Source organism: Rubricoccus marinus, from assembly GCF_002257665.1.
In the GTDB taxonomy this organism is placed as follows: Bacteria; Bacteroidota; Rhodothermia; order Rhodothermales; family Rubricoccaceae; genus Rubricoccus; species Rubricoccus marinus.
In genome coordinates this window covers 3,044,491-3,066,667 of sequence record NZ_MQWB01000001.1, presented here as the reverse complement: position 1 = coordinate 3,066,667, position 22,177 = coordinate 3,044,491, and the positions used below count along the sequence as shown (strand labels likewise).

Below are 22,177 nucleotides of genomic sequence, written 5' to 3'. Positions count from 1 at the left end.
TGGCGCCCCACTCCCTCCGTGGAGGCGGGCCTCGCCAGAGGCCTCTGGCGCCGCGCATCTAGGCGCGTGCGGGTATGTTCGGGTCTCTACTTGCCCCGGTTCGAATGCCGCGCCTCGCCTTCCGTCTGCCTCTCCTGCTGGCCGCCCTCTGCCTGGTTCTCGCCTCCGGCGCGAGCGCCCAGGAAACGCTCCTGCTCCGACAGCCCACGATGAGCGCCACGCACGTGGCCTTCGCACATGGCGGCGACCTGTGGATCGTGGACCGCGCCGGCGGTGATGCGCGGCGGCTGACGAGCACGCCCGCCGTCGAGGCCGACCCGCACTTCTCGCCCGACGGGCAAACCCTCGCGTTTACGTCCAACCGCTCGGGCGTGGACGCCGTCTATACCGTGCCGGCCTCTGGCGGCGACCCGACGCGCCTTACGTGGTACCCCGCCTCCTCTGGCGCCAGAGGCTGGACCCGCGACGGGCAGCGCGTGCTTTATGCGTCCTCACGCGAAACCGCGCCAACCGGCTACGACCGGCTGTGGACCGTTGCCGCCTCTGGCGGACCCTCCACCGTTCTCCCCGCGCCGTGGGGAACGGACGGCAGCTACGCCCCCGATGGCGAGCGCGTGATCGTGGACCGCGTGGCGCGGTGGGACAGCGAGTGGCGCGCCTACCGCGGCGGGCAGAACACGCCACTGACGATCCTCGACCTGGGGACCCTGGCCGAGTCCGAGATCCCCAACACCGAGCGCACGACCGATATCCAGCCGGTCTGGATGGGCGACACGATCTACTTCCTCTCCGACCGCGACTGGACCAGCAACGTGTGGGCCTACACGCCTGCCTCTGGCGCGATCCGCCAGGTCACGCGCTTTACGGGCTCCGATGTCAAAACGATGGGCGCTGGCCCCGACGCGCTCATCATCGAGCGCGACGGCCGTCTCCACACCGTCGACCCCGCCTCTGGCGACGTGACCACGCTCCGCATCTCCGCCAGAGGCGACATGCCGTGGGCGGCGACGCGCTGGGAGGACGTGAGCGACGACATCGAGGACGTGTCGCTCTCCGCCACGGGCCAGCGCGTGCTCGCGAGCGCCAGAGGCGACGTGTTCACCATTCCGGTCGAGAACGGCGACGCGCGCAACCTCACGCGCTCCTCGGGCGACGCGGACCGCGCGCCGATCTGGTCGCCGGACGGCACGCAGATCGCGTGGTTCTCCGACACGGCCTCTGGCGCCCGCACCGCCAGAGGCGGCGCAGGGTACGCGCTGATGATCGGCGGGCAGGATGGGCTGGGCACGCCGCGCCGCATCGAGATCGGCGAGAGCGCGATGGCGTGGGAGCCTACGTGGTCGCCCGACGGCGAGCACATCGCGTTCGCGGACGACAAGACGCACGTCCGCATGGTCCATGTGGAAAGCGGGGACGTCCGCACCGTCGGTGTGGGTGGGACCAACATCGAGCGCGGCGAGATGGGCCTCACGTGGTCGCCGGACTCCAACTGGCTGGCCTACTCCAAGAGCGGCGCCAACAACTTCCGCAGCATCATGGCGTGGAGCGCGGCCTCTGGCGAGACGCTAACGCTTACCGACCCCCTGGCGGACGCGTACGCCCCCGCGTGGGACCGCAGCGGGCGGCACCTGTACTTCCTCGCAAGCACGGACCTGGCGCTGGGCTCCGGCTGGGCCAACACCAGCGCCATCACCTCCGACGCCGAGTACGCCGCCTACGTCATCGTGCTCCGCGCCGACGACCCGACGCCGTTCTTCCCCCAGAGCGACGAGGAGCCGGAGCCCGAGGAGGACGCTGAAGAAGAGGCCGCCGAGGACGACGCGCCAGAGGCCGACGATGACGCCTCCGGCGAAGACGAGGCGCCAGAGGATGAGATGGAAGTCCTGATCGACATCGAGCGCATCGGCCGCCGGACGGTCGCGCTGCCGATGCCCGAGGCGAGCTACGCGCTCACGCTCGCGGGTCCGGAGGGCACGGTCTTTATCGGCGCGTTCCCGCCCGAGGGCCGAGGCCTCACGCTGCACAAGTTCGACCTCAAGGAGCGCGAGGCGACCGAGTTCGTCAGCGGGGTGCGGCAGGTCGCCATCTCCGCCGATGCGCAGAAGATGGTGCTCAACACGGGCGGCTGGAAGGTCGTCGGCACGGGCGGCCCGTCGGCGGGCGGGGGCGAGAGCTTCTCGCCGCAGCTCCAGACCGAGCTCGACCGCCAGGCCGAGTGGAAGCAGATGTTCGACGAGGCGTGGCGCTACCAGCGCGACTATTTCTACGACGACAACATGCACGGTCGCGATTGGGACGAGGTCTACGCGCGCTACGCGCCGCTCGTACCGCACATCCGCCACCGCGCCGACCTCAACTACGTGCTGGACCAGATGAACGGCGAGCTCTCGGTCGGCCACAGCTTCGTCTTCGGTGGCGACATGCCCGAGACCGACCAGCCCCGCGTGGGGCTCCTCGGCGCCGACTTGGAGCCCGCCAGAGGCCGCTGGCGCATCGCGCGCATCTACACGACCGAAAGCTGGAACCCCGGCCTGGACGCGCCGCTGGACCGCTCTGGCCTGGAGATCGAAGAGGGCCACTTCCTCGTCGGCGTCAACGGGCGCGAGATAACGGCGGCGGACGACCCGTACCGCTTCTTGGACGGCACCTCTGGCGTCCAGACGGTCCTGCACGTCAACAGTGAGCCCACGATGGAGGGCGCGTGGCGCGAGACCGTCACGCCGGTCCGCAGCGAGAACGGGCTCCGCCAGAGGGCGTGGGTGGAGGACAACCGCCGCCGCGTGGACGAACTCTCCGGCGGCAAGCTGGGCTACGTCTGGGTGCCCAACACCGGCGGCCCCGGCTTCGTCTCGTTCAACCGCTACTACTTCGCGCAGCAGGACAAGCAGGGCGCCGTCATCGACGAGCGCTTCAACGGCGGCGGGCTCCTGGACGATTACATGGTGGACCTCATGACGCGGCGGCTCCGCGCGGCTGTCACCAACGAGGCCCCTGGCGGCGCGCACCTGCGCCTCCCGGCGGGCATCCTCGGGCCGAAAGTCCTGCTCATCAACGAACTCGCAGGCTCCGGCGGCGACTTCTTCCCGTGGGTGTTCCGCCAGCAGAACGCCGGGCCGCTGATCGGCACGCGGACGTGGGGCGGGCTCGTCAAGTCCTCGGTCCACTACGCGCTGGTCGACGGCGGCGCGCTGACGGCGCCGGACAACGCCGTTTTCGACCCGATCAACAACGCGTGGATCGGCGAGAACGAGGGCATCGCGCCCGACATCGAGGTGCGCCTGGACGCCCGCTCGGTGGCCTCTGGCGGCGACCCGCAGCTGGAGCGCGCGGTGCAGGAAGCGCTGCGCCTGTTGGAGGAGGAAGGCACGCCAGAGGTGGTCCCGCCCACGTACTCCACGCCCGCGCGCCAGCCCCGCAGACGGTAGGCGCGCCGGCCTCTGGCGGGAAGCCCGCCGCGCCCCCTTCGTCCTGCCATACCCAGCACCGTAGGGGCGTATCGCATACGCCCCATGCCGCACACGCCCTCGTACGGATCGCTCTCGCGCCAGAGGCCGGGTTTACACACGCACAACGGCAGCGCGCCCGCGGTCCGGGTACCCTGCAGACCCCTCTCCGACCTCTCATGCGTCTCGCCGTTCTCTCGCTCGTCCTCGTCCTCGCGGGCTGCTCCTCTACCGCCCCTCTAGAGGCGCAGCCCGCTCCGGCCTCTGGCGCCGATCCTGTGCGCGCGGCGCAGGCGCTGCTCCCCGGCTACGCCTATCCCACTGGCGATACGGTCCGCGTCGCGACGTTCAACCTGGAGCACTTCGTCGACCTCTACGACAACCCGTACATCCGCAACGCCCGCGAGGACGCGCCCGACGCCGCGGCCCTGCGCCAGAGGCACGGCCTTTTCGCCGACGCGCTCCGCGCGATGGACGCCGACGTGATCGCGCTGCAGGAAGTGGAGGGCGAGGGGCTGATCCGCTCGCTCGTGGACAGCCTCGTCCCGGAGATGGGCTATCGCTTTGTCGCCTCGGCGGATGACGCCGACTGGTACCAGAACGTGGTCGTCATCAGCCGCCTCCCGCTCGGCCCGCTCACGACGTTCGCCGACGCCGTCACGCCCATCCCAGGCTCCACCGACGATGAGAACCGCCCGGAGGCGACGGACATGGTCAACCACCGGCTGTTCGCGGTCGAGGTGTACGCGCGGCCGGACTACAGCTTTACGCTGGCGGCGGCTCACCTGAAGGCGGGCGGTGGCGAGCGCAACGAGGCTTGGCGCTCGGCGAGTGCGGCGCTGCTCCACGCGTGGCTGGGCCAGCGGTACGGCGCGCGGGCGGCCCAGGCCAACGTGCTCCTCGCGGGCGACCTCAACTCGATCCCCGGCACCGCCTCCTTCGGGGCGTTGCTCAACGCCGAGGGCGCGCTCGGGCCGGTGCGGCTCCAAGACCCTCTGGCAGGGACCGGGCAGCTCTCGCACCCGTCGGACGATCCGCAGCGCCGCTTGGATCACGTGCTCGTGAGTGCGGGCGCGGCGCCAGAGGCCGTAAGTGCGGAGGTGATGGCGCCCATCGCCTCGCCCCAGCGGCTCTCGGATCACCTCCCGGTCGTGCTCACGCTCATCGCGCGGGACCGCTAAAACAGACCGCTGGGCCTCTGGCGCGACGCCAGAGGCTACAGGTTCGAACGGTTGAACTCGCGCAGGATGACGACGCGGCCGTTGGCCTCGAACTCGCGAGCGTCGACTGCGGTAAACGCGGAGACGGGCGGGACGGTGCGCCGATCTCGAACCCGCATCTGGTAGAACCCGGAATCTGCCCCGGGCCGATAAAGTTCGATGTGCAACGGCGCCGCTTCACCACGGCGCACGATGGTCTCCTCTGCGACAGGACCGACTCCGAACTCGATGCTGATCGTGGCCGCGAAGGACACGTCAAGCGCAGTCACAACGATGTCGGACGATGTGAGGTTGACGATGACGCCCTCGGCCTCTGGCGAGCGTGCGGCCTCGATCATCGCGTCGAGTTCGGCCTCGCTCGGATCTGTAAAGGAGCATCCCGCCAGAGGCAGGAAGGCGAGCAGCGCAGAGAGGAAGAGGCGTCGGATCATCGGGAACGGAGGGTGGTCTCTAGCGCCAGAGGCTAGAGTGAGCGGACGGTGACGGTCTCGCCGTTCTGCTCGAACCCGCGAGCGGAGGCTGCGAGCGTGGTGGCGTACGTCGCATGCCCGTCCGTCACGCGGTACACGAACACCACGATGTCCTCGCCGCGCTCGTAGCCGTCGATATCGAACGGCGCCGTCTCGCCGGGGGGGACCACGCGCTGGTCCGTGATGTCGAACTCCGGCGCGATGTCGATCAGCGTGGCCGTCTCGGCATCGACGGCGAACACGTGGATGGCCTCCGCGGTCTGGTTCGCCACCCGCCCGTCGGCGCCGATCGGGAGCGAGGCGGAGCCATCGAAATAGGAGCAGGCGGCAGCAGCGAGGAGCAGAACCGGGGCGAAGCGGAGCATCGGGAGGCGGCGGCAGGAACGGCGACGGGCCTCTGGCGACGGGAGGCGCTGGGATCGCGCCAGAGGCGTGTGCCCAGCCGCTACGGAGCGCGGGCTCAAAACGCTGCGCGCGTCTCGGATATCTTCGCGCCGTGACCGCCACCGTTCCCCTCGCTCTCGCCGCCTGGTTCGCCGTCTTGATGGCGAACGCGGGCCGCGGCCCCGCGCCAGAGGCCCACGATGCCGCCTCTGGCGAGACCGCCGCGCGCATCCGCGACGGCGACGGTCAGGCCTTCCGCCGCTTCTTTGACGCCACGCACGCCGGCCTTCTCGGCTCGCTGCGCCGCCGCGGGCTGGACGCGCCAGAGGCCGAGGACGTGGCGCAGCAGGCGTACGTGTGGATCTGGGAGCACCGCGCGGAGATCGATCCGGCTCGCTCGCTCCGCGGCCTCCTCTTCCGCATCGGCTTCTCGCGCGGGCTCAACGCCTTGCGCGATGGTGCGCGGACGGAGCCGCTGGCGGATCGCCGCCCGGAGGATCTCTTGCCCGACCCTCTCGCCTCTGGCGACCCGGCCGAGATCGCGGACCTTCGCCAGAGGCTCGCCGAGGCCGTGGCGGCGCTGCCCGAGCGGCGCCGGCAGACGTTCACGCTCTGCTTTACCGACGGGCTCACGCACCGCGAGGCGGCGGAGGTGATGGGCGTGAGCCCTAAAACCGTGGAGCACCAGATGGCCGCCGCGCTCGCGGCGATCCGCCAGAGGCTCGCGCCGTTTCTGGAGACACCCGGAAAAAATCCGCGCTCGAATAGGGGGACCCCCACGCCTGGCGTGTAGGCCACACGACGGACGCCCCGTCAGTCCCCCATCTTTCCAGACTCCCATGCTTTACGCTTCCACACGCTCGCTGGCCCTCGCGCTGGCCTTTGCGCTCACCCTCACCGCCTGCGACGCCTCCATCGACGACGCCACGGCGGACCTCACCGAGACCGAGCAGACCGAAGCCGCGTACCTCGTGGCCGACGCGCTGGCCGAGGACACCGGCGGCCTGCTCGCCTCTGCCTCCGACCTCACCGCCTCCGTTTCTCCGAACGGCCTGAGCGAAGGCCCACGCTCCGTGCGCGGCAACCGCCGCGCGGTCGCCTGCCGCGGCGGCGATCAGTCCGTCTCCTACGACGCCGGGACCGGCACGCACACCGTGACCTACGCGTGCTCGCAGTCCAACCCCGTCGGTGAGCGCAGCTACGCCGCTACGCTTCTCTACCAGTTCCGCGACGCCAGCGGCGGCTTCGTCGCGCGTCCCGACGCCAACTGGGAGAGCGTCGCCTCGGTCGGCTTCGACGGCGAGCGCGAGGGCTCCGTCTCCATGAGCCGCGGCGAGTTCTCCGCCGCCTCCACGTTCGAGCAGTCCAGCGACTGGTCGCTCACGGGCCTGGGCGACGCCGCCTCGCCCGCGGTCTTCAGCGTGGAGCAGCAGCGCAGCGGCACCAGCACCCGCACGGGCCCACGCGGCGACGGCTCCCGCGAGTTCGACATCACGCTTACCGGCACAGGCATCGAGCTCGTCCCTGCCGCCGACGGCACGGGCTACGCGGCCTCTGGCGAGCTGAGCTACACGCTCACCATGGAGGTGGTACGCGGAGACCGGACGGTTGAGCGCGAGGTGGAAGGCACCATCACGCTCGACGGAACGGAGCGCGGCCTCTTGCGCATTCTCGGCCTGCGCGGCGCCTACCGGATCTCGCTCGGCGACGGCGCCACGAGCCGCACCTAATCCCCTCGCGCCCGGGCCGCCAGAGGCCCGGGCGCGGTTCTCTCCCTCACGTGCCTGACGCTCCCGACCCCCGCGGCCTGTCCCCTCGCGACCTGGACCTCGCCCGGCGCCTCGACGCCAGGCAGGCTCCCGACGCAGCGGACCCGCTCCACGCGGCGCTCGATTCCCTCCAGCCTCTGGCGCCCGACGTGGCGCCAGAGGCGTCGGCGCGGATATGGGAGGCCATCGCGGCGCAAACGGGGCTCGCGCCAGAGGCCGGCGTCTCCCGGCCCGCGAGGGCGCCGGACCGGGCCCCTGCACGAGGCGTGCCGACACGTGTCCCGCGATGGGTGGGAGCCGTGGCGGCGGCGCTTCTCGTGTTGGGCGTGGGGTCGTGGGCAGCGCTGCAATGGGTTGAGAGAAGCACGCCAGCCGTCGTCGCATCCGCCTCTGGCGAGATCGAGACGTGGACCGGGCCGGACGGATCCACGGTCGCGCTACGCCCGCAGAGCCAGCTGGTGCGGCAGGGCGACGAGCGGACGTACGCGCTCACGGGCGAGGCGTTTTTCGACGTCGAGAGCGATCCCAGCCGCCCGTTTACCATCGAGACCGCCGCTGGCGACGTGCGCGTGCTCGGCACTCGGTTCAACGTCAGCACGTGGGGCGGCGAGACGCACGTATACGTGGAAGAAGGGCGCGTCGAGGTCTCGAGCCGGTCCAATGCACTCGTCCTGAACGCGGGCGAGGGCGGGGTTTTGCTGGGGGCCAGCGCCGAACGCCTCCGGTCGCCAGAGGCCGAGACGTTCCTGGACTGGCAGCGCGGGGAGGCCGTCTTCTCGCGCGAGAGCGTCCAACGCGTCGCGAGCGAGATCGAGCACCACTTCGCGGTCGTCGTCCGCCTCCCGCCGGGCGTGGGGCGCGAGACCGTCTCGGGCGTGATCGCGCTGGATTCGGCGCCCCAGGCGCTGGAGCAACTCGGCCGCATCCTCGGCGGCACGTTCCAGCGTGAGGGCGGCGCCTACCGCTTTGCCCGACCGTGAGCGACGGTCTCTGGCGCCTCGTCGTTCTGGCGGGGCTCGTCCTGGCCTCTGGCGCCGTGCAGGCCCAGGCGCTGCGCGCGCAAAACGAGCCGCTGCGCGACGTGATCGAGCGCGTGGAGCGCGAGACGACGTGGCGCTTTCTCTACTCGGATGCCCTCGTCGCGGGCAAGCGCGTCAGCCTGAGCACCGATACCGATGGCCTGCCGGACGCCCTCTCGCGCGCGCTCGCCCCGCTCGGCATCGGCGTGGACGCCGACCGCCAGAGGCGCCGCATCCTTCTCGTCCCGGCGCCGAAACGGACGCCTCTGGCGCCAGAGGCCGCGCCGGCACCCCGCGAGACGGCCGAGCGAGTCGTGCGCGGACGTGTCTTGGACAGCGAGACCGGCGAGGGCCTGCCCTTCGCGACGGTGGTGTGGGACGGCGGGCGCCGCGGCGTCGTGGCCGATGACCGGGGCGGCTTCGTGCTCACGCTCCGCGGTGAGATGGCCTCTGGCGCGACGGCGCTCACGGCCTCGTTCGTGGGCTACGGCGCCCAGACGGCCACGCCGAGAGGCTCCGCTATCACGTTCCGGCTGGCGCCAGAGGCGGGTGGCGTCCCGACCGTCGTGGTGGATGCGCGGGCGTTTACCGCCCCGCTGGACACGGCCTGGGCCGCGCGCATCCAACCCGGGCGGTACGACGCGCTGGGCGAAGGCGGCGGGCTCCGCGCGCTGGAAGTGCTCCCCTCGGTCGCGCCCGCAGCGGCGTTCTCGGACGGACTCATCGTGCGCGGGAGTCCGTCCGACGCCTTCGAGGTGCGGCTGGACGGCGTGCCGGTGTACAACCCTCGCCACCTCTTCGGCCTCGTCGACGCCTTCAACGCGGACGCGCTCCGCGCCGTCGCGCTGCACCTCGGCGTGGCGCCCGCGCAGGTCGCCGTCGCGCCCGGCGGCGCGTTGGACTACGTCACCGCGACCGGCGCCCCCACGCGGCCTCTGGCGACGCTCGGCGTCTCCAGCCTCGCCGCCAGAGGCTCGGCCTCGGTCCCGGTCCGCCCGGGCCGGACCACGCTCTTGGTGGGCGGCCGCACGTCCGCGCTGGGCGCTTCGCCCGGGACCGCCGACGCACTCGTGGAGCAGGGCCTCGGGGTCGCGACGCGCACGAGCGACCTCCCGAGCGGGACCGCCGACGCGCTCTCGCGGCTGGTGGACGTGAGCAGCACGCGCGCGTCCTACTGGGACCTCCATCTCGGCGCGGCGGACCAGCGGGCCTCTGGCGGCCGGACCGCGCTGACGGCTTACACAGGAGGCGACGAAACGGAGGTGGCGGGCGCGCGGCTCTACCTGGAGCGCGATGACGACGATCGGATTCGGCGTGTGGAGCGGCCCGTTGCCGCGCGAAACCGGTGGGGCAGCAGCGCCGCGAGCCTGACGGATCAGCGCATCCTCTCCGCGCGGTGGATGCTGACCTCGCGCGTCGGCGCGAGCACCTACAGCGCGCGCTTCGCGCAGGACGACTTCGCGTTTCGCTCCCAGCCCGGCCTAGGGAGCCTCGTGTTGGTGGACACGCTGGGCTACGACAATCACTTTCAGGAAGCCATCGCCGAGCAACGCGTGGAGGCCGCGCTTGGCGGCGGCGTGGCCTCTGGCGGATACAGCCTGCACCTCTATCGCCAGAGGTACGAGGAGACCGCCGCGCGCCGCGCTGCCTTCGTCACGGACCAGACGGCGACGCGCTTGGATGTCCACGCCGCCTGGGAGGGCACTGCCACGCGCGCGCTCCACCTCGACGCCGGGCTCCGCGCGCACATGTACTCCGAAGGCTCGGCGCTTCGCCTGAGTCCTCGCGTCCGGGCTCGCGTAGACGCCGCGCCGGGCTTCGCGCTGTCTGCGTCGCTGGGCCGGAGCACGCAGTTCGCCCACCGCCTCACGCTCGCGAACGTCGCCGGAGCCGCCGCCTGGGTGCTTACCGACTCGGAGCAGACCGTGACCGAAGCCGACCTCGCGGAGGTCTCCGCAGACCTCTCTGCCAGAGGCGTCTCGGTGCAGCTCACGGCCTACGCCAAGCGCACGCGCGGGCTGTGGCTCCACACCGAGGACCGCTCGGTCCGCGGCCTCGCGCGCGGGACCGTGTTGCAGCGCCCCTGGCTGACAGGCGTGGCCTCTGGCGCCAGAGGCGTGGAAACGCTGGTCCGCGTGCCTGTCGGTGCGTGGAGCCTTGGGGCCTCTGGCGCGCTTGCGCGGGCCACGTTCCAGCACCCGGAGCTCGAAGGGGGGGAGGCATTCCCCGCTGAGTGGGACCGCCCGGTTCAATTCGCGATCCTGGCAGATGGGCCCGTTCTTCCCGGCGTTCGCGTGGCGGCATCATGGACGCTCGCCTCTGGCGCGCCCAACCCCCTGGCGCCAGAGGCCGGGGAAGAGGAGAGGCTGCCGGGGCTCTCGCGCGTGGACCTCCGGGTCACCGCCGAGCAGCGCATTGGCCGCGCCGTCGCCACGCTCTCGCTCGCCGTCCGCAACGTGCTCGACCGCGACAACGCGTTCACGCGAGAGGCCACCAACGTGGTCCGCCTGGGCCGGCCTACCGACGAGCCGCGCCTGCTTGCCGTCCCGCTGGACATTTACGACGTGGGCGTGCTCCCCACGCTCGACCTCGCGCTGCGGTTCTAGCCTCTGGCGCCAGAGGCTAGAGGTACGGCGCCACGAGGCGGTCGATGGTGGCGTTGACCTCGGCATCGACCGTGCGCCGCGCCGGGTCGGCGTCGAACCACGCGGTCATCTCGCGAGCGCCAGCGGCCCAGGAGGTGGGAGCGTCGAAGTCCGGGACGAGAGCTTTGATCAGGCTGTTGTCGAACACGCGCGTGTGCGCCTTGTCGCCGAGCAGGCTCTGGCCCCACTCGCCGTCCGCCTTCGCGATCTGATCCGACGGCACGTGGACGATTCGTGCTTCGACGCCAGAGGCTTCCGCCAGCGCGCCGACGATGGCGTCCCACGTCAGGATCTCGTCCGACGTGATGTGGACCGCGCGGCCGAGTGCGTTCTCGTTGCCCAGCAGGCCGACAAAGCCTCTGGCGAAATCCCGGTGGTGCGTGAGCGTCCACAGCGAGAGCCCATCGCCGTGCACCAAGACGGGCGCCCCGCGCCGCAACCGGTCGATGACGGTGTAGCGGCCGTAGACGGGAGGGCGCCACGGCGCGTACGTGTGGGACGGCCGCACGATGGTGACTGGCATCCCAGCGTCGCGCGCAACCCAAACGCGTTTCTCGCACTCGATCTTGGCCTGCGAGTACGCCCAGAACGGGTTGTCCAGCGGTGTCTGCTCCGTGACGGGAAGCGACTGCGGCGGCGTCTGGTACGCCGAGGCGGAGGAGATGAACACGTACTGGCCGGTCCGTCCGCGGAACAGGCGCACGTCGTCCTCCACGTGCTCGGGTGCGAACGCCACCCAGTCCACGACGGCATCGAACGTCCGGTCGCCCAGCGCCTCGGCGAGGGCTTTGGGGTCGCGCGCGTCGGCGTGGAGGATCTCGGCGGCCTCTGGCGCGCGGGCGTCGGCGCCCCCGCGGGTGACGAGCGTGAGGTCGTGGCCGCGCTCAACGGCGAGGGCGGAGCAGGCCGACGAGATTGTGCCGGTGCCGCCTAGAAAGAGGATCGTCATCGCGAAGGGTGGAAGAGACGCAGCGGGAGTCTACGCGCGATGGCCCTGCACGCGGCCTCTGGCGCCAGAGGCCGCGGCGGGTCTCGTCCCTGTCACCCTGTCTCGCCAGAGGCTCAGGCGGCGAGCGTGGCTTCGATCTGGGCGATGCTGTCGCGGAGTTCGGCGGCCTTCTCGAACTCCAGGTTCATCGAGGCCGCGTCCATCTCGCGGGTGAGCTGCGCCACGAGGTCCAGCTTCTGGTCGTCGGTGAGGTACTTCACCACGGGGTCGGCCACCTTGGGGAGCTGGCTTGGGCCGGAGTAGTACGTCGGCGTCGGGTTCTCCTCGGGCTCCGGCTTGTGGTCCGCCACGAGCGTGCCCTTGCGGATCTCGTCGATGGACTTGGTGACCGTCGTCGGCGTGATGCCATGCTCGCGGTTGTACTCGGCTTGGATCTCGCGGCGGCGGTTCGTCTCCTCCATCATGCGTGCCATGGAGTCCGTGATGCGGTCGGCGTAGAGGATGACCACGCTGTCCGCGTTGCGCGCGGCGCGGCCCGCGGTCTGGATCAGCGAGCGCTCGGAGCGCAAGAAGCCCTCTTTGTCGGCGTCGAGGATGGCGACGAGGTTGACCTCGGGGAGGTCGAGGCCTTCGCGCAAGAGGTTAATGCCGACGAGCACGTCGAACGCGCCCAGGCGCAGGTCGCGCAGGATGTCGACGCGTTCCAGCGCGTCGATGTCGGAGTGGAGGTACCGCACGCGCACGCCGAAGGAGTCGAGGTAGTCGGTGAGGTCCTCGGCCATGCGCTTGGTGAGCGTGGTGACGAGCACGCGCCCGCCGGCCTTGACGCGCAGGCGGATCTCGCCGAGCAAGTCGTCGATCTGGCCTTCGACGGGGCGGACCTCCACTTCGGGGTCGAGGATGCCTGTCGGGCGAATGATCTGCTCCACGACGACGCCGTCGGACTTCTCGAGCTCGTAGTCGGCGGGCGTGGCGCTGACGAAGAGGACCTGATGGTGGAAGCGCTCGAACTCCTCATAGGTGAGCGGGCGATTGTCCATCGCGCTTGGCAGACGGAAGCCGTGCTCTACCAGGCTGAGTTTGCGCGCACGGTCGCCGTTGTACATCCCGCGCACCTGCGGAATGCTGACGTGGCTCTCGTCCACCGCCAGAAGCCAGTCGTCGCCGTAGCTCATCTGGAAGTAATCCAGCAGCGTGGAGGGGCGAGTACCGGGCTCGCGGCCGTCCATGTGGCGCGAGTAGTTCTCGATGCCGGAGCAGTAGCCGATCTCTTTGATCATCTCCAGGTCGAACAGCGTCCGCTGCTCCAGGCGTTGCGCCTCCACCAGCTTGCCCTCGTTGCGGAGGATCGCGAGGCGCCAGCGGAGCTCCTCTTCGATGCCGGCAAGCGCGCGGTCGAGTTGGTCCTGCGGCGTCACGAAGTGCTTGGCGGGGTAGATCGTCAGGAGGTCGCCCTCGCTCGCGATCTCTTTCCCGGTCACCGGGTCGATGCGCGAGACCTTTTCGACCTCGTCGCCCCAGAACGTGATGCGGTAAGCTTGGTCCTCGAAGTAGGCCGGGAAGACTTCCACTTGGTCGCCGCGGACGCGGAACGTGCCGGGCGCGAAGTCGATGTCGTTGCGGGTGTAGAAGACGTTGACCAGCTTGAGCAGAAGCTCGTCGCGGTCCACGGTCTCGCCGGGCTTGACTTGGATCACGCGGGCCTTGTACTCCTCCGGGTTGCCGAGCCCATAGATGCAGCTCACGCTGGCCACGATCACGATATCGCGCCGGCCACTCACGAGGGCCGACGTGGCGCGAAGCCGCAGCCGGTCGATCTCCTCGTTGATCGCCATGTCCTTCTCGATGTACGTGTCCGAGGAGACGATGTAGGCCTCGGGCTGGTAGTAGTCGTAGTAGGAGATAAAGAACTCCGTGGCGTTGTTCGGGAAGAACGTCCGGAACTCAGCGAAGAGCTGCGCCGCGAGGGTCTTGTTGTGCGAGAAGACGAGCGTCGGCTTGCCCGTCTTCTGGATGACGTTGGCGAGCGAGAACGTCTTGCCGGTACCTGTGGCCCCCAGAAGCGTCTGGTACTGGTCGCCTCGGAACAGCCCCTCGGTCATCTCCGCGATGGCGCGCGGCTGGTCGCCGGTGGGCCGGAACGGGGTGTCCAGCTTGAAAGGAGAGTCGATGCGGGCAATCGTCGCCATGTCGTCGGGGTCGCAGTTGGGCAGCCGGGAAGCGTAGCACTCCGTGCTGACAACGGTGCGTCAGCGGGGTGCGGCCGTGTGTACCCCGCCTCTGGCGTGGGGTTCGCGCCAGAGGCGGCCCTGTTGCCGGCGGACCGTGCACTGGCCTCTGGCGTATCCTCGCGCCGATGCAGTACTGGCTCTGGTCCGTTCCCCCCGACGCGCTCGCGGCCTTTGCCCGCGCCGAGACGTTCGCGCTCCGCATGCAGGGGCGGAAGGCGCTTCAGGAGGTGCGTCCGGGGGACCGCATTTTCGCGTACATCCCGGGTAGCCGCACGCTGGCGGCGCTCGTCGAGGCCTCTGGCGTGGCGTTCGAGGACAGCACTTCGCTCGTGCTGGGCAAACACCTGCCGCACCGCGTCCGCGTGCGGACCCTGACGGTGCTCCCGCAAGAAGCCTGGGTACCGTACGAGGGGTTCGCGCCGCACCTCAGCGTGCTGGATCAGTACCCGGACGAGCCCACGCTCGACCGGCAGTTCCGCCGCGTGGCGCAGCGCGTGCTCCATGCGCTCCCGGCGGTGGACGGAAAGGTCTTGGAGTTCCTGATCGCTGCGCGAGCGGGCGAGAACCCAGAGGCGCTGATGCAGATGGTGGAGGCGGTCCGCGAGACGCGCCAGAGGCCTCGGCCCGTCGCGAAGCCGGCCGTCGCGGAGCCTCTTGCGATGTATACGAGCTGGGACCGCGCCCAGGCGATGGAGCACGTGATCGCGCATGTGGAGGCGCGCGGGTTCGTGTACGCACCGTGGCAACTGGCGGCGTTCGTGGTCGCGTTGCGGACCCGGCCGTTTGTTCTCCTAGCGGGTGTGACGGGCGTCGGGAAAACGCGGCTGCCGCTGCTCGTGGCCGAGGCTACGGGAGCACGTGCCGACGTGCTCCCGGTGCGTCCTGACTGGACCGATCCGTCCGAGACGTTGGGCTACCGAGGACTCGATGGCCGCTTCCAGGCGGGTGGCGTGCTCCGGGCGGCCCGGGCCTCTGGCGAAGACCCAGAGCGGCAGCACGTTCTGATCTTGGACGAGATGAACCTCGCGCGACCGGAGCACTACCTAGCCGAAGTCCTGAGCCGCATGGAGTTGCGGACGCCAGCCGCGGCGCAGGCCTCTGGCGGCGCTGAATCCCCTCCTCTAGTGAGCGAGTCGCTTGCGCCAGAGGATGCCGTGTGGCAGGCAGTGCGGATGGGGCCCAACCTCGGTCTCGTCGGGACGGTAAACGTGGACGAGAGCGCGCATGCGTTCAGCCGTAAAGTGCTGGACCGGGCGTTCACGCTCGAACTCGATGCGCCCAACCTTCACGTCTGGACCACCTCTGACATCTCTGAGCAGGTCCCGGAGGCGTCACGGTGGCCTGTCTCCGCGTGGCAACCTCTGGCGCTCCGGCTCTCTGCTCTCACGGACATCCGTGATGAGCAACGGGAGGCCATTGGTCGCGCAGTACAGGCCGTCACCGAGGCCGATGCGATCCTCTCGCCGGCAGGGTTGGGCATCGGCTACCGGACGCGGGACGAGGTCGCGCTGTTCGTGCTCCATGCGATGCAAGCGCCAGAGGCGTTCCGGACGCGCGACGGTGAGTCTGTAGACCCGCTGGACCTTGCCCTCCTGATGAAGGTGCTCCCGAGAATTGAGGGCGCCGGAGCGGCGGCGCGTTCGGCGGTGCTCCTCCTTCTCGCGTGGGCCTCTGGCGAGAGCGAGCAGGATCGCGAGAGGTCTGCTGTAGTGCAGGTTGAGGCATGGGAGTCCGAGGGGAGACCGGCCGTGCTCCCGTCTGCGCGGTTCCCGAGGACGGCGGCTCGCCTCGCGCGGATCGCGGAGGGTGTGCTGGCCGATGGTGTTGCCTCGTTCTGGGCGTAGCGGTGAGAGGCGCTGATGCTCGTGCTCCCGAAACCGGGACCCTCGTCGTTGAAACGACGCGGATCCGGATCACGTGGAGCGGTACCTCGCCAGAGGCAGGGGAGAGCCACGTTCGTGTGCTCCGCGGAAGTGGAACGGTGTGGGCCGCTGGTGAGAAGTATTCCGCGACGCGAGAGGTGACAATTCCTGTGGCGGTGCCCGAAGAGCGCATCCTGTCTCTTTTGGTGGAGAGCCGGACAGGCGAACCCGTGGCCGTGCTACATCGAGATCCTGGCCAAGTCTCGGGCCTCGTTTCAGCAAATGGAGGGCGAACCGTCCACGGCTCCGTCCGCGTCCGCGATGAAGCGGGGCTGAGCGTGTTCGCGTTTACGGTCGGCGGGACGCCAGAGGCTGAGGTCGTGCTCCGGGTTGTTCCCGCGAAGGTGAGCAGCGCCGACGTTGCCGCGATGCGTGGGGGCGTAGAGGCCGCGTGGCGGGGTGCCGCGCTCGCCGGGTGGGGCGCAGCCGATGAGCAGAGCGGGTTACACAATGAGCCGTCGATTCCTGCCTGGGTCACCGTGCTCCGCTACGCCGTCCATCAGCTTGAAGGGCCTCTGGCGAGCATCGAGCGCCGCCCGGCGTTTGAGCTGTCGCGGCGGGAGCACGTCCGTCCGGCGGCGCGGTTGCGCGGCGACGCCGAGAGCGTTCGCGCGATCCGGCGGTCGAAGGGGAGAGGTGAATGGACGCACGTCCGGGGAGTGCCGGTACAGAGTCGGATGCCGGTCCGCGTGCTCGGCGAAAACGAGGACATCGCTGCGCACCGCTGGATTCGCCAGAGGCTGGACCTCGCTTTGAGCGTGTTGGCGCAGATCACGCGTGAGGAAGCTCGTCACCCGTACGCAGAGACCGGTAGGCGCCGCGCGCTCCGCGAGAGCCTGGATCAGATCGCCGCTGGCCTTCGCCGGTTTCGACGCCAGAGGCCTCTGGCGGAAGCGGTGGGAGCACCAGCTATGCGGAAGGCCCCGCTCGTGCTCCGGACTCGGCCTGTGTACCGGGAGGTATTCGACGCGCTTCAGGCCCTAGAGCGAGGCTTGGATGTTGGCGCGGGGGAGGTGGCGACAGCGTGGCTGGGAACCGGTCGGCTGTACGAGTCGTGGGCCGTGCTCCGCGTGGTGCAGGTTCTCGCCGATGTTCTGGGCGCGCCTGCTCCAGAAGAGCCGTTTGGACTCGCGGCCTCTGGCGCTCGCGTCCGCATCGGTCGCGGCACGCGGAATGCGATCAGGCTGGACGGCAACGGAGTCCGCGTTGACATTGCTTATGAGCCGCGTTTCCCAGGACCGCCCGGGCTTCTGGCGCAGCGGCCCGACGTGCTCCTCACGCTGCGTGCTCCCGGTCAGCCGGTACGCCGCGCCGTGCTCGACGCGAAGTACCGCCGCGACGATTCCACTGCGTACGCCATGCGCCACGGCGCCGCGGGTCCGCCAGAGGCGGCACTCGGAGACCTGCACCGGTACCGGGACGCCATCGTAAACAAAGAGGGCGAGCCTCTCGTGGAGGCCGCCGCAGCGCTTTTCCCGTTCCATGCGACGCCGACGTTCGAGAACAGCCGCCTCTGGCGGGCGCACGCGACGGTCGGCATCGGCGCGGTCCCGCTTGTGCCCGGTGAGGATGAGTGGCTGAGGCGGTGGATTCTGACGTGGCTGAGCAACGATGGGCGGCGCTCGTAGTCCTACGATCCGAATCGTATCATTCGGTCATGCGCTCCCTTTTCGTCCTCCTGTTCCTCGCAGTGGCCTCTGGCGCCGCGGCCCAACCCGAAGCCGACGCCCGTCGGCTCGCGCTCAGCGGCGACGCCACGGCGGCGCTCGACTTGCTCCTGGGTGCCGACGATCTCTCGCCAGAGGCCCGTCGGCTTGCCGCGCGCTTGGCGTTAGAGCGATCTCGGCCGCTTCTCGCCGCACAAACGCTCGCCACCGCCGACACAAGCGATGCCGACGCGCAGCTTCTCCTAGGCCTCGCGCTCCGCGCGCTGGGCGACGCCAGAGGTGCGGAAACGGCGTTGAGGCACGCACACCGCCTCCGTCCCGGTGGCGAGGCGACGGCAGACCTCGCCGTGCTTCTAGAATCGCGCCGGCCCGATGCTGCGTTGCCGCTCTACCGGCTTCTGGCGTCGCAGGACACCCTGAACCCGGTCGTTCTCGGTGCTCTGGGCCGCGTGTACGCGCGCCTGGATTCCCTGCCTCTGGCGCAAGAGGCTCTAGGGCGGGCCTACGCGCTCTACCCAAGGGGCGAGGCGGTCGCGATCTCTCTGGCCGAGACGTTGGAGGACGATCTCGACGCGCAGACCGCGCACCTCGATACCGCGCTGACGGTTCTCCCGCGCTCGTCCGAACTGTGGCGGCTGCGGGGCGGCGCGGCCATGCGCGCCGGTGAGACGGCTCGCGCCGTGAACGCCTACCGCAGCGCTCTCGTCCACGACGACTCCACGGCCGCGCGCCTCCGCGATCTCGGCGTCGCGCTCTACTACCTCGGCGACGTCCCAGAGGCTTTCGACGTGCTCCGGTCCTCGTTCGAGCGAGACAGCACAGACGACACCACGCTCCGCGTGTACGGCTTCGCCGCGAGCGAGAACGGCCAGACCGCGCTCGCGCTTCGCCTGCTCGCCAAGGCGTCAGACGCGATGGGCCGCGAGCCTCTGGCGAGCCTCTACGAGCGCATCGGGCGGATCTACAGCGAGGACCTGCAGGACAGCGTGGCGTTGGACAACCTCTCGCTCGCGCACGCCCTCGCGCCAGAGGACGCCGCGATTGCCGTCAACCGCGCCATCATCCTGCAGCAAACCGGAAAGCGCGCCGAGGCGCTCGCGGCGTATCAAGCGGCGCTCGCGCAGATTCCGGAAGCGCAGGCCAACTTCCGCGAGTTGGTCGAGAGCCGGATCGAGATGATCGAACTCATGGATGCGCGCTTTGAAGAGGCCCGCCAGAGGCGCGTCCGCGACGCCTTGCGGCGGCGCCTCAACGAATAACGCCTCGCTGGATCGCGATGGCTGCGGCCGGCACGTTGTCTGTCGCGAGGACATCGGCCCCGGCGTCCAGGAACGGCGCGTACGCCTCCCAGCCGCCGGGCATCGTCGCGGCCACGTCCGGCGCACCAAACGTCCCCGCCTGCGTCATCACGCCCGCTTCGTGGAAGACCCGAGCCGTCTCCGGGTCCGGCACGCCGACGCCGATGAATGCGATCAGCCGGTCGGGATCGAGCGCGGCGAGGTGCTCGCGCGCGCCCTCGGGCGTATCGGTCGAGACCGAGATCATGACCTCTGGCGCAAGTCGCGCCACTTCAAGCGCGTCCTCTAGAGAGTAAACGATGATGGCGACGCGGTTCTCCGCTCGCCAGAGGCGCACGGCCTCTACGATCGTGCGGAACGGCACGTTCTTGACGTCCAGCATGAGCACGGCGCGGCCCTCGGACCACGCGAGCGTTTCTGCGAACGTCGGCACGCGGTAGGACGTGATCGTGCCGGCGTCGTTGAGCAGTCGCAGCGCCCGGATCTCGGCGAACGTCAGCTCGTCCACGCGTCCCGTGCCCGTCGTCGTCCGGTCCACGGTCGCGTCGTGCATGAGGACGAGGTGGCCGTCGGCGGTCTGCCGCACGTCCATCTCGATCAGCGCCGGTGCAAAGTTGAGCACGTTCTCAAACGTCTCGATGGCGTTCTCCGGGTAGCCCGGCGTTGGGCCGCCGCGGTGCGCGCTCACCATCGGCCTGGCCTCTGGCGACCAGCGGAACGCCGCCGCCAGCGCGTCCGCGTCGGCGTAAGCGCGGTAGTGAAGGCTGGACGTGGGCCGCGCGATCTCTGGTGCGCGAACGGGCGCCACTTCGGGCCCCACCGGTCGCGGACTCCCGCATCCTGCGAGAACGATGAGCGATGCCGCGAGCGGCAGCAGCCTCTGGCGCCAGAGGCGCGCGTAGGTCGGGGTCATGAGGAGGCCTCGGCGATGCTGTGCTGAAGGCGAGACACGATGCCTGAGAAGCCCTGTTGGCGCTGCACGCCCAACAGGGGCGCGATGCCCAACTGACGCAAGAGGTCCGGCGGGATCTGTGCGACGGCCTCTGGCGAGGCGCCGTCGTACGCCTCCATCAGGATGCCGACGAGCGCGCGCTGCGTGGGCGCCTCGCCGGGAATGTCGGAGTGGATGCGGACCGCCCCGTCCTTGACCTCGGGGAAGAAGTAGACCTCGGCCATACACTCATGCACGCGCCCCAACCCCTTTTCGCGGAGGGCCCGGTACTTCTCCGGAAGGGGCGGGAACTGGCGTGCGCGTTCCAGCAGCATCTCGACGCGGAACTCGTCCGGTGCGCTCTGGAACTCGTCGATGATCTCTCGCAGACGGTCGGTCATAGGTCAGCCTCTGGCGCCAGAGGCAAAAGCGGTTGGTGGGTTAGGCGCGGCGCGCCAGAGGCGCGTCTAGTTCTCGTCGGGCTCGCCCTTTTCGATGGGCGCGCCGACGAGGTTGCCCCATTCCGTCCACGAGCCGTCGTAGTTGCGGACGTTCTCGAAGCCGAGCAGGTACTTCAGCACGAACCACGTGTGGCTAGAGCGCTCGCCGATACGGCAGTACGCGATCATGTCCTCCTTCGGGTTGAGGCCCTGCTCCTCCAGGTAGATCGCTTCCAGCTCGTCTCGGCTCTTGAACGTGCCGTCCTCCCCAGCGGCCCGGCTCCACGGCACATTGCTCGCGCCAGGGATGTGGCCGCCGCGGAGTGCGCCCTCTTGCGGGTAGCCGGCCATGTGCGTCACCTCCCCGATGTACTCCTGCGGGCTGCGCACGTCCACCATCTGGCCCCCGTCCTTCATGTGGTTCATCACGTCGTCCCGGAACGCGCGGATCGAGGTGTCGGGCTCACTCGCGTCGTAGTCGGCGCTCTCGAACGTAGGCACGTCGGTCGTCATCACACGGCCTTCGGCCACCCATTTGGCCCGGCCACCGTCCATAATGCGGCAGTCCTTGTGCCCGAACATCTTGAACGTCCAGAAGGCGTAGCACGCCCACCAGTTGGACTTGTCACCGTAGAACACGACGGTCGTGTCCTCATGGATGCCGAGCCGGGAGCACAGCCGCTCGAACTGTTTCGTGGAGATGTAGTCCCGCACATCCGGGTCTTGAAGGTCGTTCGTCCAATCCACGTGGACCGCGTTGTGCAGGTGCCCCGTCGCGTACAAAAGGATGTCCTCGTTCGACTCGATCACCCGGACGTTGGCGGTGTCGGCAAGGTGGTGGGAAACCCAATCTGTGGAGACGAGGACGTCAGGATGTGCGTAGTCAGACATGGAGATGGGAGGGCAACCAGGGAGTGGCTAAGGTACCGATCTGGTAGGGGGCAACGCCTCTGGCGCCAGAGGCCAGCGCAGCCTGCAAAGTGGCTCGGGCGAGGCGGGTGAGTGGGAGGCTAGGACCCTCCCGCGCGCGTCCGGTTCTCTAGGGGTGGATCGGGCGCGAACCGTCCCAACCACTCGACGTGGCACCGCGAGGTTGCTTGCTGTCTCAGGTGTGCTGCGGCACATGTCGCGAACCACCCCGGCCTCTGGCGGAGCGCCCTCGCCAGAGGCCGGGTCGCATGTGTTCTCTGCTCTAGAGTCTCGGCGTGCACTGGTTGGAACGCCAGAGGCGTGGGTACCCCTTTCGCCTGCGAAGTCGTCACGCGAGGGCTCTGGGTCTCGGCCCGGCCATGGGTCGGTTGCTGGTGCTCAGAGCAAATGCGGGCTGTTTCTGCGCCGATAGGGCGCTCGGGCATCCCACCGAAGGCGTCTAGACTCGCAACGGGGAAGAGGGCACTCCTGTGTGCCCCACGCAGAACGCGCGGGTCTTGCCATGCCCCGTTAGCTTCACCCTCGTGAGGCCTCGCCTGACACGCCAGAGGCGATTTCCGGCTGGGAGTGTACCTTGTAGGTCAGACGCGGACACGCTGAGCGGTTCCGAAAGGCCCGTTACGGGAGGCATGCACTTCAGCGTGCCTTGACCCTGGCTTAACGGCCCGGCTATATTCGCGACTGTCGCTTCATCCCTCCTCAACCGATCTGCGCCACGAGGTTGTTACAGCCTTCTTCTCACACACACGCGCTCGGGCTTGCCCGAAGCGGAGAGGCACTGATCCCACGAGGGTTGCGGCGTGGGCCGCTTGCCCAACACGGGCAGGATCACGGTTCCCGGCCGAAGTGGCCGGTCCGT

Annotated in this window: 16 protein-coding genes; 9 read left to right on the top strand and 7 right to left on the bottom strand. The window is 69.6% G+C overall.

What is annotated here, in order from left to right:
• The first annotated feature begins 104 nt into the window (after positions 1–104).
• Both BSZ36_RS12935 and BSZ36_RS12930 read left to right on the top strand, forming a co-directional pair.
• A complete protein-coding gene (locus tag BSZ36_RS12935; RefSeq protein ID WP_094549624.1) occupies positions 105–3,425 on the top strand; it encodes a S41 family peptidase in 3,321 nt (1,106 codons plus the stop codon).
• Between the two features lie 197 nt (positions 3,426–3,622).
• Positions 3,623–4,624, top strand: a complete 1,002-nt coding sequence (locus BSZ36_RS12930; protein WP_094549622.1) for an endonuclease/exonuclease/phosphatase family protein — start codon at positions 3,623–3,625, stop codon at positions 4,622–4,624.
• Between the two features lie 35 nt (positions 4,625–4,659).
• Here the strand turns inward: BSZ36_RS12930 and BSZ36_RS12925 are convergent, their stop codons facing one another.
• Both BSZ36_RS12925 and BSZ36_RS12920 read right to left on the bottom strand, forming a co-directional pair.
• Positions 4,660–5,094 (bottom strand): hypothetical protein, encoded by a 435-nt coding sequence (locus tag BSZ36_RS12925; protein ID WP_094549620.1) that lies wholly within the window; start codon positions 5,092–5,094, stop codon positions 4,660–4,662.
• A gap of 32 nt (positions 5,095–5,126) precedes the next feature.
• The gene (locus BSZ36_RS12920) at positions 5,127–5,498 is read right to left on the bottom strand and encodes a hypothetical protein (protein WP_094549618.1); all 372 of its coding nucleotides are present in this window, start codon (positions 5,496–5,498) and stop codon (positions 5,127–5,129) included.
• Positions 5,499–5,629: 131 nt separating this feature from the next.
• Here BSZ36_RS12920 and BSZ36_RS12915 point away from each other — a divergent pair, with 131 nt between their 5' ends.
• From BSZ36_RS12915 to BSZ36_RS12900, 4 genes are read left to right on the top strand one after another with little or no spacing between them, the layout of a single operon-like run.
• Positions 5,630–6,310: an RNA polymerase sigma factor gene (locus BSZ36_RS12915; protein ID WP_094549616.1), complete on the top strand. Its 681-nt coding sequence runs from the start codon at positions 5,630–5,632 to the stop codon at positions 6,308–6,310.
• A gap of 46 nt (positions 6,311–6,356) precedes the next feature.
• Entirely contained in the window at positions 6,357–7,247 is an 891-nt protein-coding gene (locus BSZ36_RS12910; RefSeq protein WP_094549614.1) for a hypothetical protein, read from the top strand.
• A 50-nt stretch (positions 7,248–7,297) separates the two neighbouring features.
• On the top strand, positions 7,298–8,266 hold the full coding sequence (locus BSZ36_RS12905; RefSeq protein ID WP_179271184.1) for a FecR domain-containing protein: 969 nt from the start codon (positions 7,298–7,300) through the stop codon (positions 8,264–8,266).
• Positions 8,263–10,911 (top strand): TonB-dependent receptor, encoded by a 2,649-nt coding sequence (locus BSZ36_RS12900; RefSeq protein ID WP_094549610.1) that lies wholly within the window; start codon positions 8,263–8,265, stop codon positions 10,909–10,911. Before BSZ36_RS12905 ends, BSZ36_RS12900 begins: the two co-directional genes overlap by 4 nt.
• 16 nt (positions 10,912–10,927) lie before the next feature.
• Here the strand turns inward: BSZ36_RS12900 and BSZ36_RS12895 are convergent, their stop codons facing one another.
• Together BSZ36_RS12895 and uvrB are read right to left on the bottom strand one after the other, a co-directional pair.
• Entirely contained in the window at positions 10,928–11,899 is a 972-nt protein-coding gene (locus tag BSZ36_RS12895; protein ID WP_094549608.1) for an SDR family oxidoreductase, read from the bottom strand.
• A 113-nt stretch (positions 11,900–12,012) separates the two neighbouring features.
• The gene (gene uvrB, locus BSZ36_RS12890) at positions 12,013–14,088 is read right to left on the bottom strand and encodes an excinuclease ABC subunit UvrB (protein ID WP_094549605.1); all 2,076 of its coding nucleotides are present in this window, start codon (positions 14,086–14,088) and stop codon (positions 12,013–12,015) included.
• A 167-nt stretch (positions 14,089–14,255) separates the two neighbouring features.
• Here uvrB and BSZ36_RS12885 point away from each other — a divergent pair, with 167 nt between their 5' ends.
• The 3 genes from BSZ36_RS12885 to BSZ36_RS12875 are packed head-to-tail and all read left to right on the top strand — an operon-like array spanning position 14,256 to position 18,978.
• Positions 14,256–15,974, top strand: a complete 1,719-nt coding sequence (locus BSZ36_RS12885; protein WP_094549603.1) for an McrB family protein — start codon at positions 14,256–14,258, stop codon at positions 15,972–15,974.
• A 2-nt stretch (positions 15,975–15,976) separates the two neighbouring features.
• Positions 15,977–17,680, top strand: a complete 1,704-nt coding sequence (locus BSZ36_RS12880; protein WP_179271183.1) for a DUF2357 domain-containing protein — start codon at positions 15,977–15,979, stop codon at positions 17,678–17,680.
• Positions 17,681–17,709: 29 nt separating this feature from the next.
• Positions 17,710–18,978 carry a tetratricopeptide repeat protein gene (locus BSZ36_RS12875; protein ID WP_094549599.1) on the top strand — a complete coding sequence of 423 codons (1,269 nt, stop codon included), beginning with the start codon at positions 17,710–17,712 and terminating at the stop codon, positions 18,976–18,978.
• Here the strand turns inward: BSZ36_RS12875 and BSZ36_RS12870 are convergent.
• The 3 genes from BSZ36_RS12870 to BSZ36_RS12860 all read right to left on the bottom strand — a co-directional run bounded on the left by BSZ36_RS12870 (position 18,968) and on the right by BSZ36_RS12860 (position 21,279).
• On the bottom strand, positions 18,968–19,930 hold the full coding sequence (locus BSZ36_RS12870; protein ID WP_094549596.1) for a glycerophosphodiester phosphodiesterase family protein: 963 nt from the start codon (positions 19,928–19,930) through the stop codon (positions 18,968–18,970). The two genes, BSZ36_RS12875 and BSZ36_RS12870, sit on opposite strands and share 11 nt — an antisense overlap.
• A complete protein-coding gene (locus tag BSZ36_RS12865; RefSeq protein WP_094549594.1) occupies positions 19,927–20,349 on the bottom strand; it encodes a SufE family protein in 423 nt (140 codons plus the stop codon). Before BSZ36_RS12865 ends, BSZ36_RS12870 begins: the two co-directional genes overlap by 4 nt.
• A 66-nt stretch (positions 20,350–20,415) precedes the next feature.
• Positions 20,416–21,279 (bottom strand): sulfurtransferase, encoded by an 864-nt coding sequence (locus BSZ36_RS12860; protein ID WP_094549592.1) that lies wholly within the window; start codon positions 21,277–21,279, stop codon positions 20,416–20,418.
• Between the last annotated feature and the right edge of the window lie 898 nt (positions 21,280–22,177).

What these genes read in the sequence shown, in the direction of transcription:
- BSZ36_RS12935 (WP_094549624.1), top strand. Translation starts at nt 105, where the DNA reads ATGCCGCGCCTCGCCTTCCGTCTGCCTCTCCTGCTGGCCGCCCTCTGC.
- BSZ36_RS12930 (WP_094549622.1), top strand. Translation starts at nt 3,623, where the DNA reads ATGCGTCTCGCCGTTCTCTCGCTCGTCCTCGTCCTCGCGGGCTGCTCC.
- BSZ36_RS12925 (WP_094549620.1), bottom strand. Translation starts at nt 5,094, where the DNA reads ATGATCCGACGCCTCTTCCTCTCTGCGCTGCTCGCCTTCCTGCCTCTG.
- BSZ36_RS12920 (WP_094549618.1), bottom strand. Translation starts at nt 5,498, where the DNA reads ATGCTCCGCTTCGCCCCGGTTCTGCTCCTCGCTGCTGCCGCCTGCTCC.
- BSZ36_RS12910 (WP_094549614.1), top strand. Translation starts at nt 6,357, where the DNA reads ATGCTTTACGCTTCCACACGCTCGCTGGCCCTCGCGCTGGCCTTTGCG.
- BSZ36_RS12895 (WP_094549608.1), bottom strand. Translation starts at nt 11,899, where the DNA reads ATGACGATCCTCTTTCTAGGCGGCACCGGCACAATCTCGTCGGCCTGC.
- uvrB (WP_094549605.1), bottom strand. Translation starts at nt 14,088, where the DNA reads ATGGCGACGATTGCCCGCATCGACTCTCCTTTCAAGCTGGACACCCCG.
- BSZ36_RS12885 (WP_094549603.1), top strand. Translation starts at nt 14,256, where the DNA reads ATGCAGTACTGGCTCTGGTCCGTTCCCCCCGACGCGCTCGCGGCCTTT.
- BSZ36_RS12875 (WP_094549599.1), top strand. Translation starts at nt 17,710, where the DNA reads ATGCGCTCCCTTTTCGTCCTCCTGTTCCTCGCAGTGGCCTCTGGCGCC.
- BSZ36_RS12870 (WP_094549596.1), bottom strand. Translation starts at nt 19,930, where the DNA reads ATGACCCCGACCTACGCGCGCCTCTGGCGCCAGAGGCTGCTGCCGCTC.
- BSZ36_RS12865 (WP_094549594.1), bottom strand. Translation starts at nt 20,349, where the DNA reads ATGACCGACCGTCTGCGAGAGATCATCGACGAGTTCCAGAGCGCACCG.
- BSZ36_RS12860 (WP_094549592.1), bottom strand. Translation starts at nt 21,279, where the DNA reads ATGTCTGACTACGCACATCCTGACGTCCTCGTCTCCACAGATTGGGTT.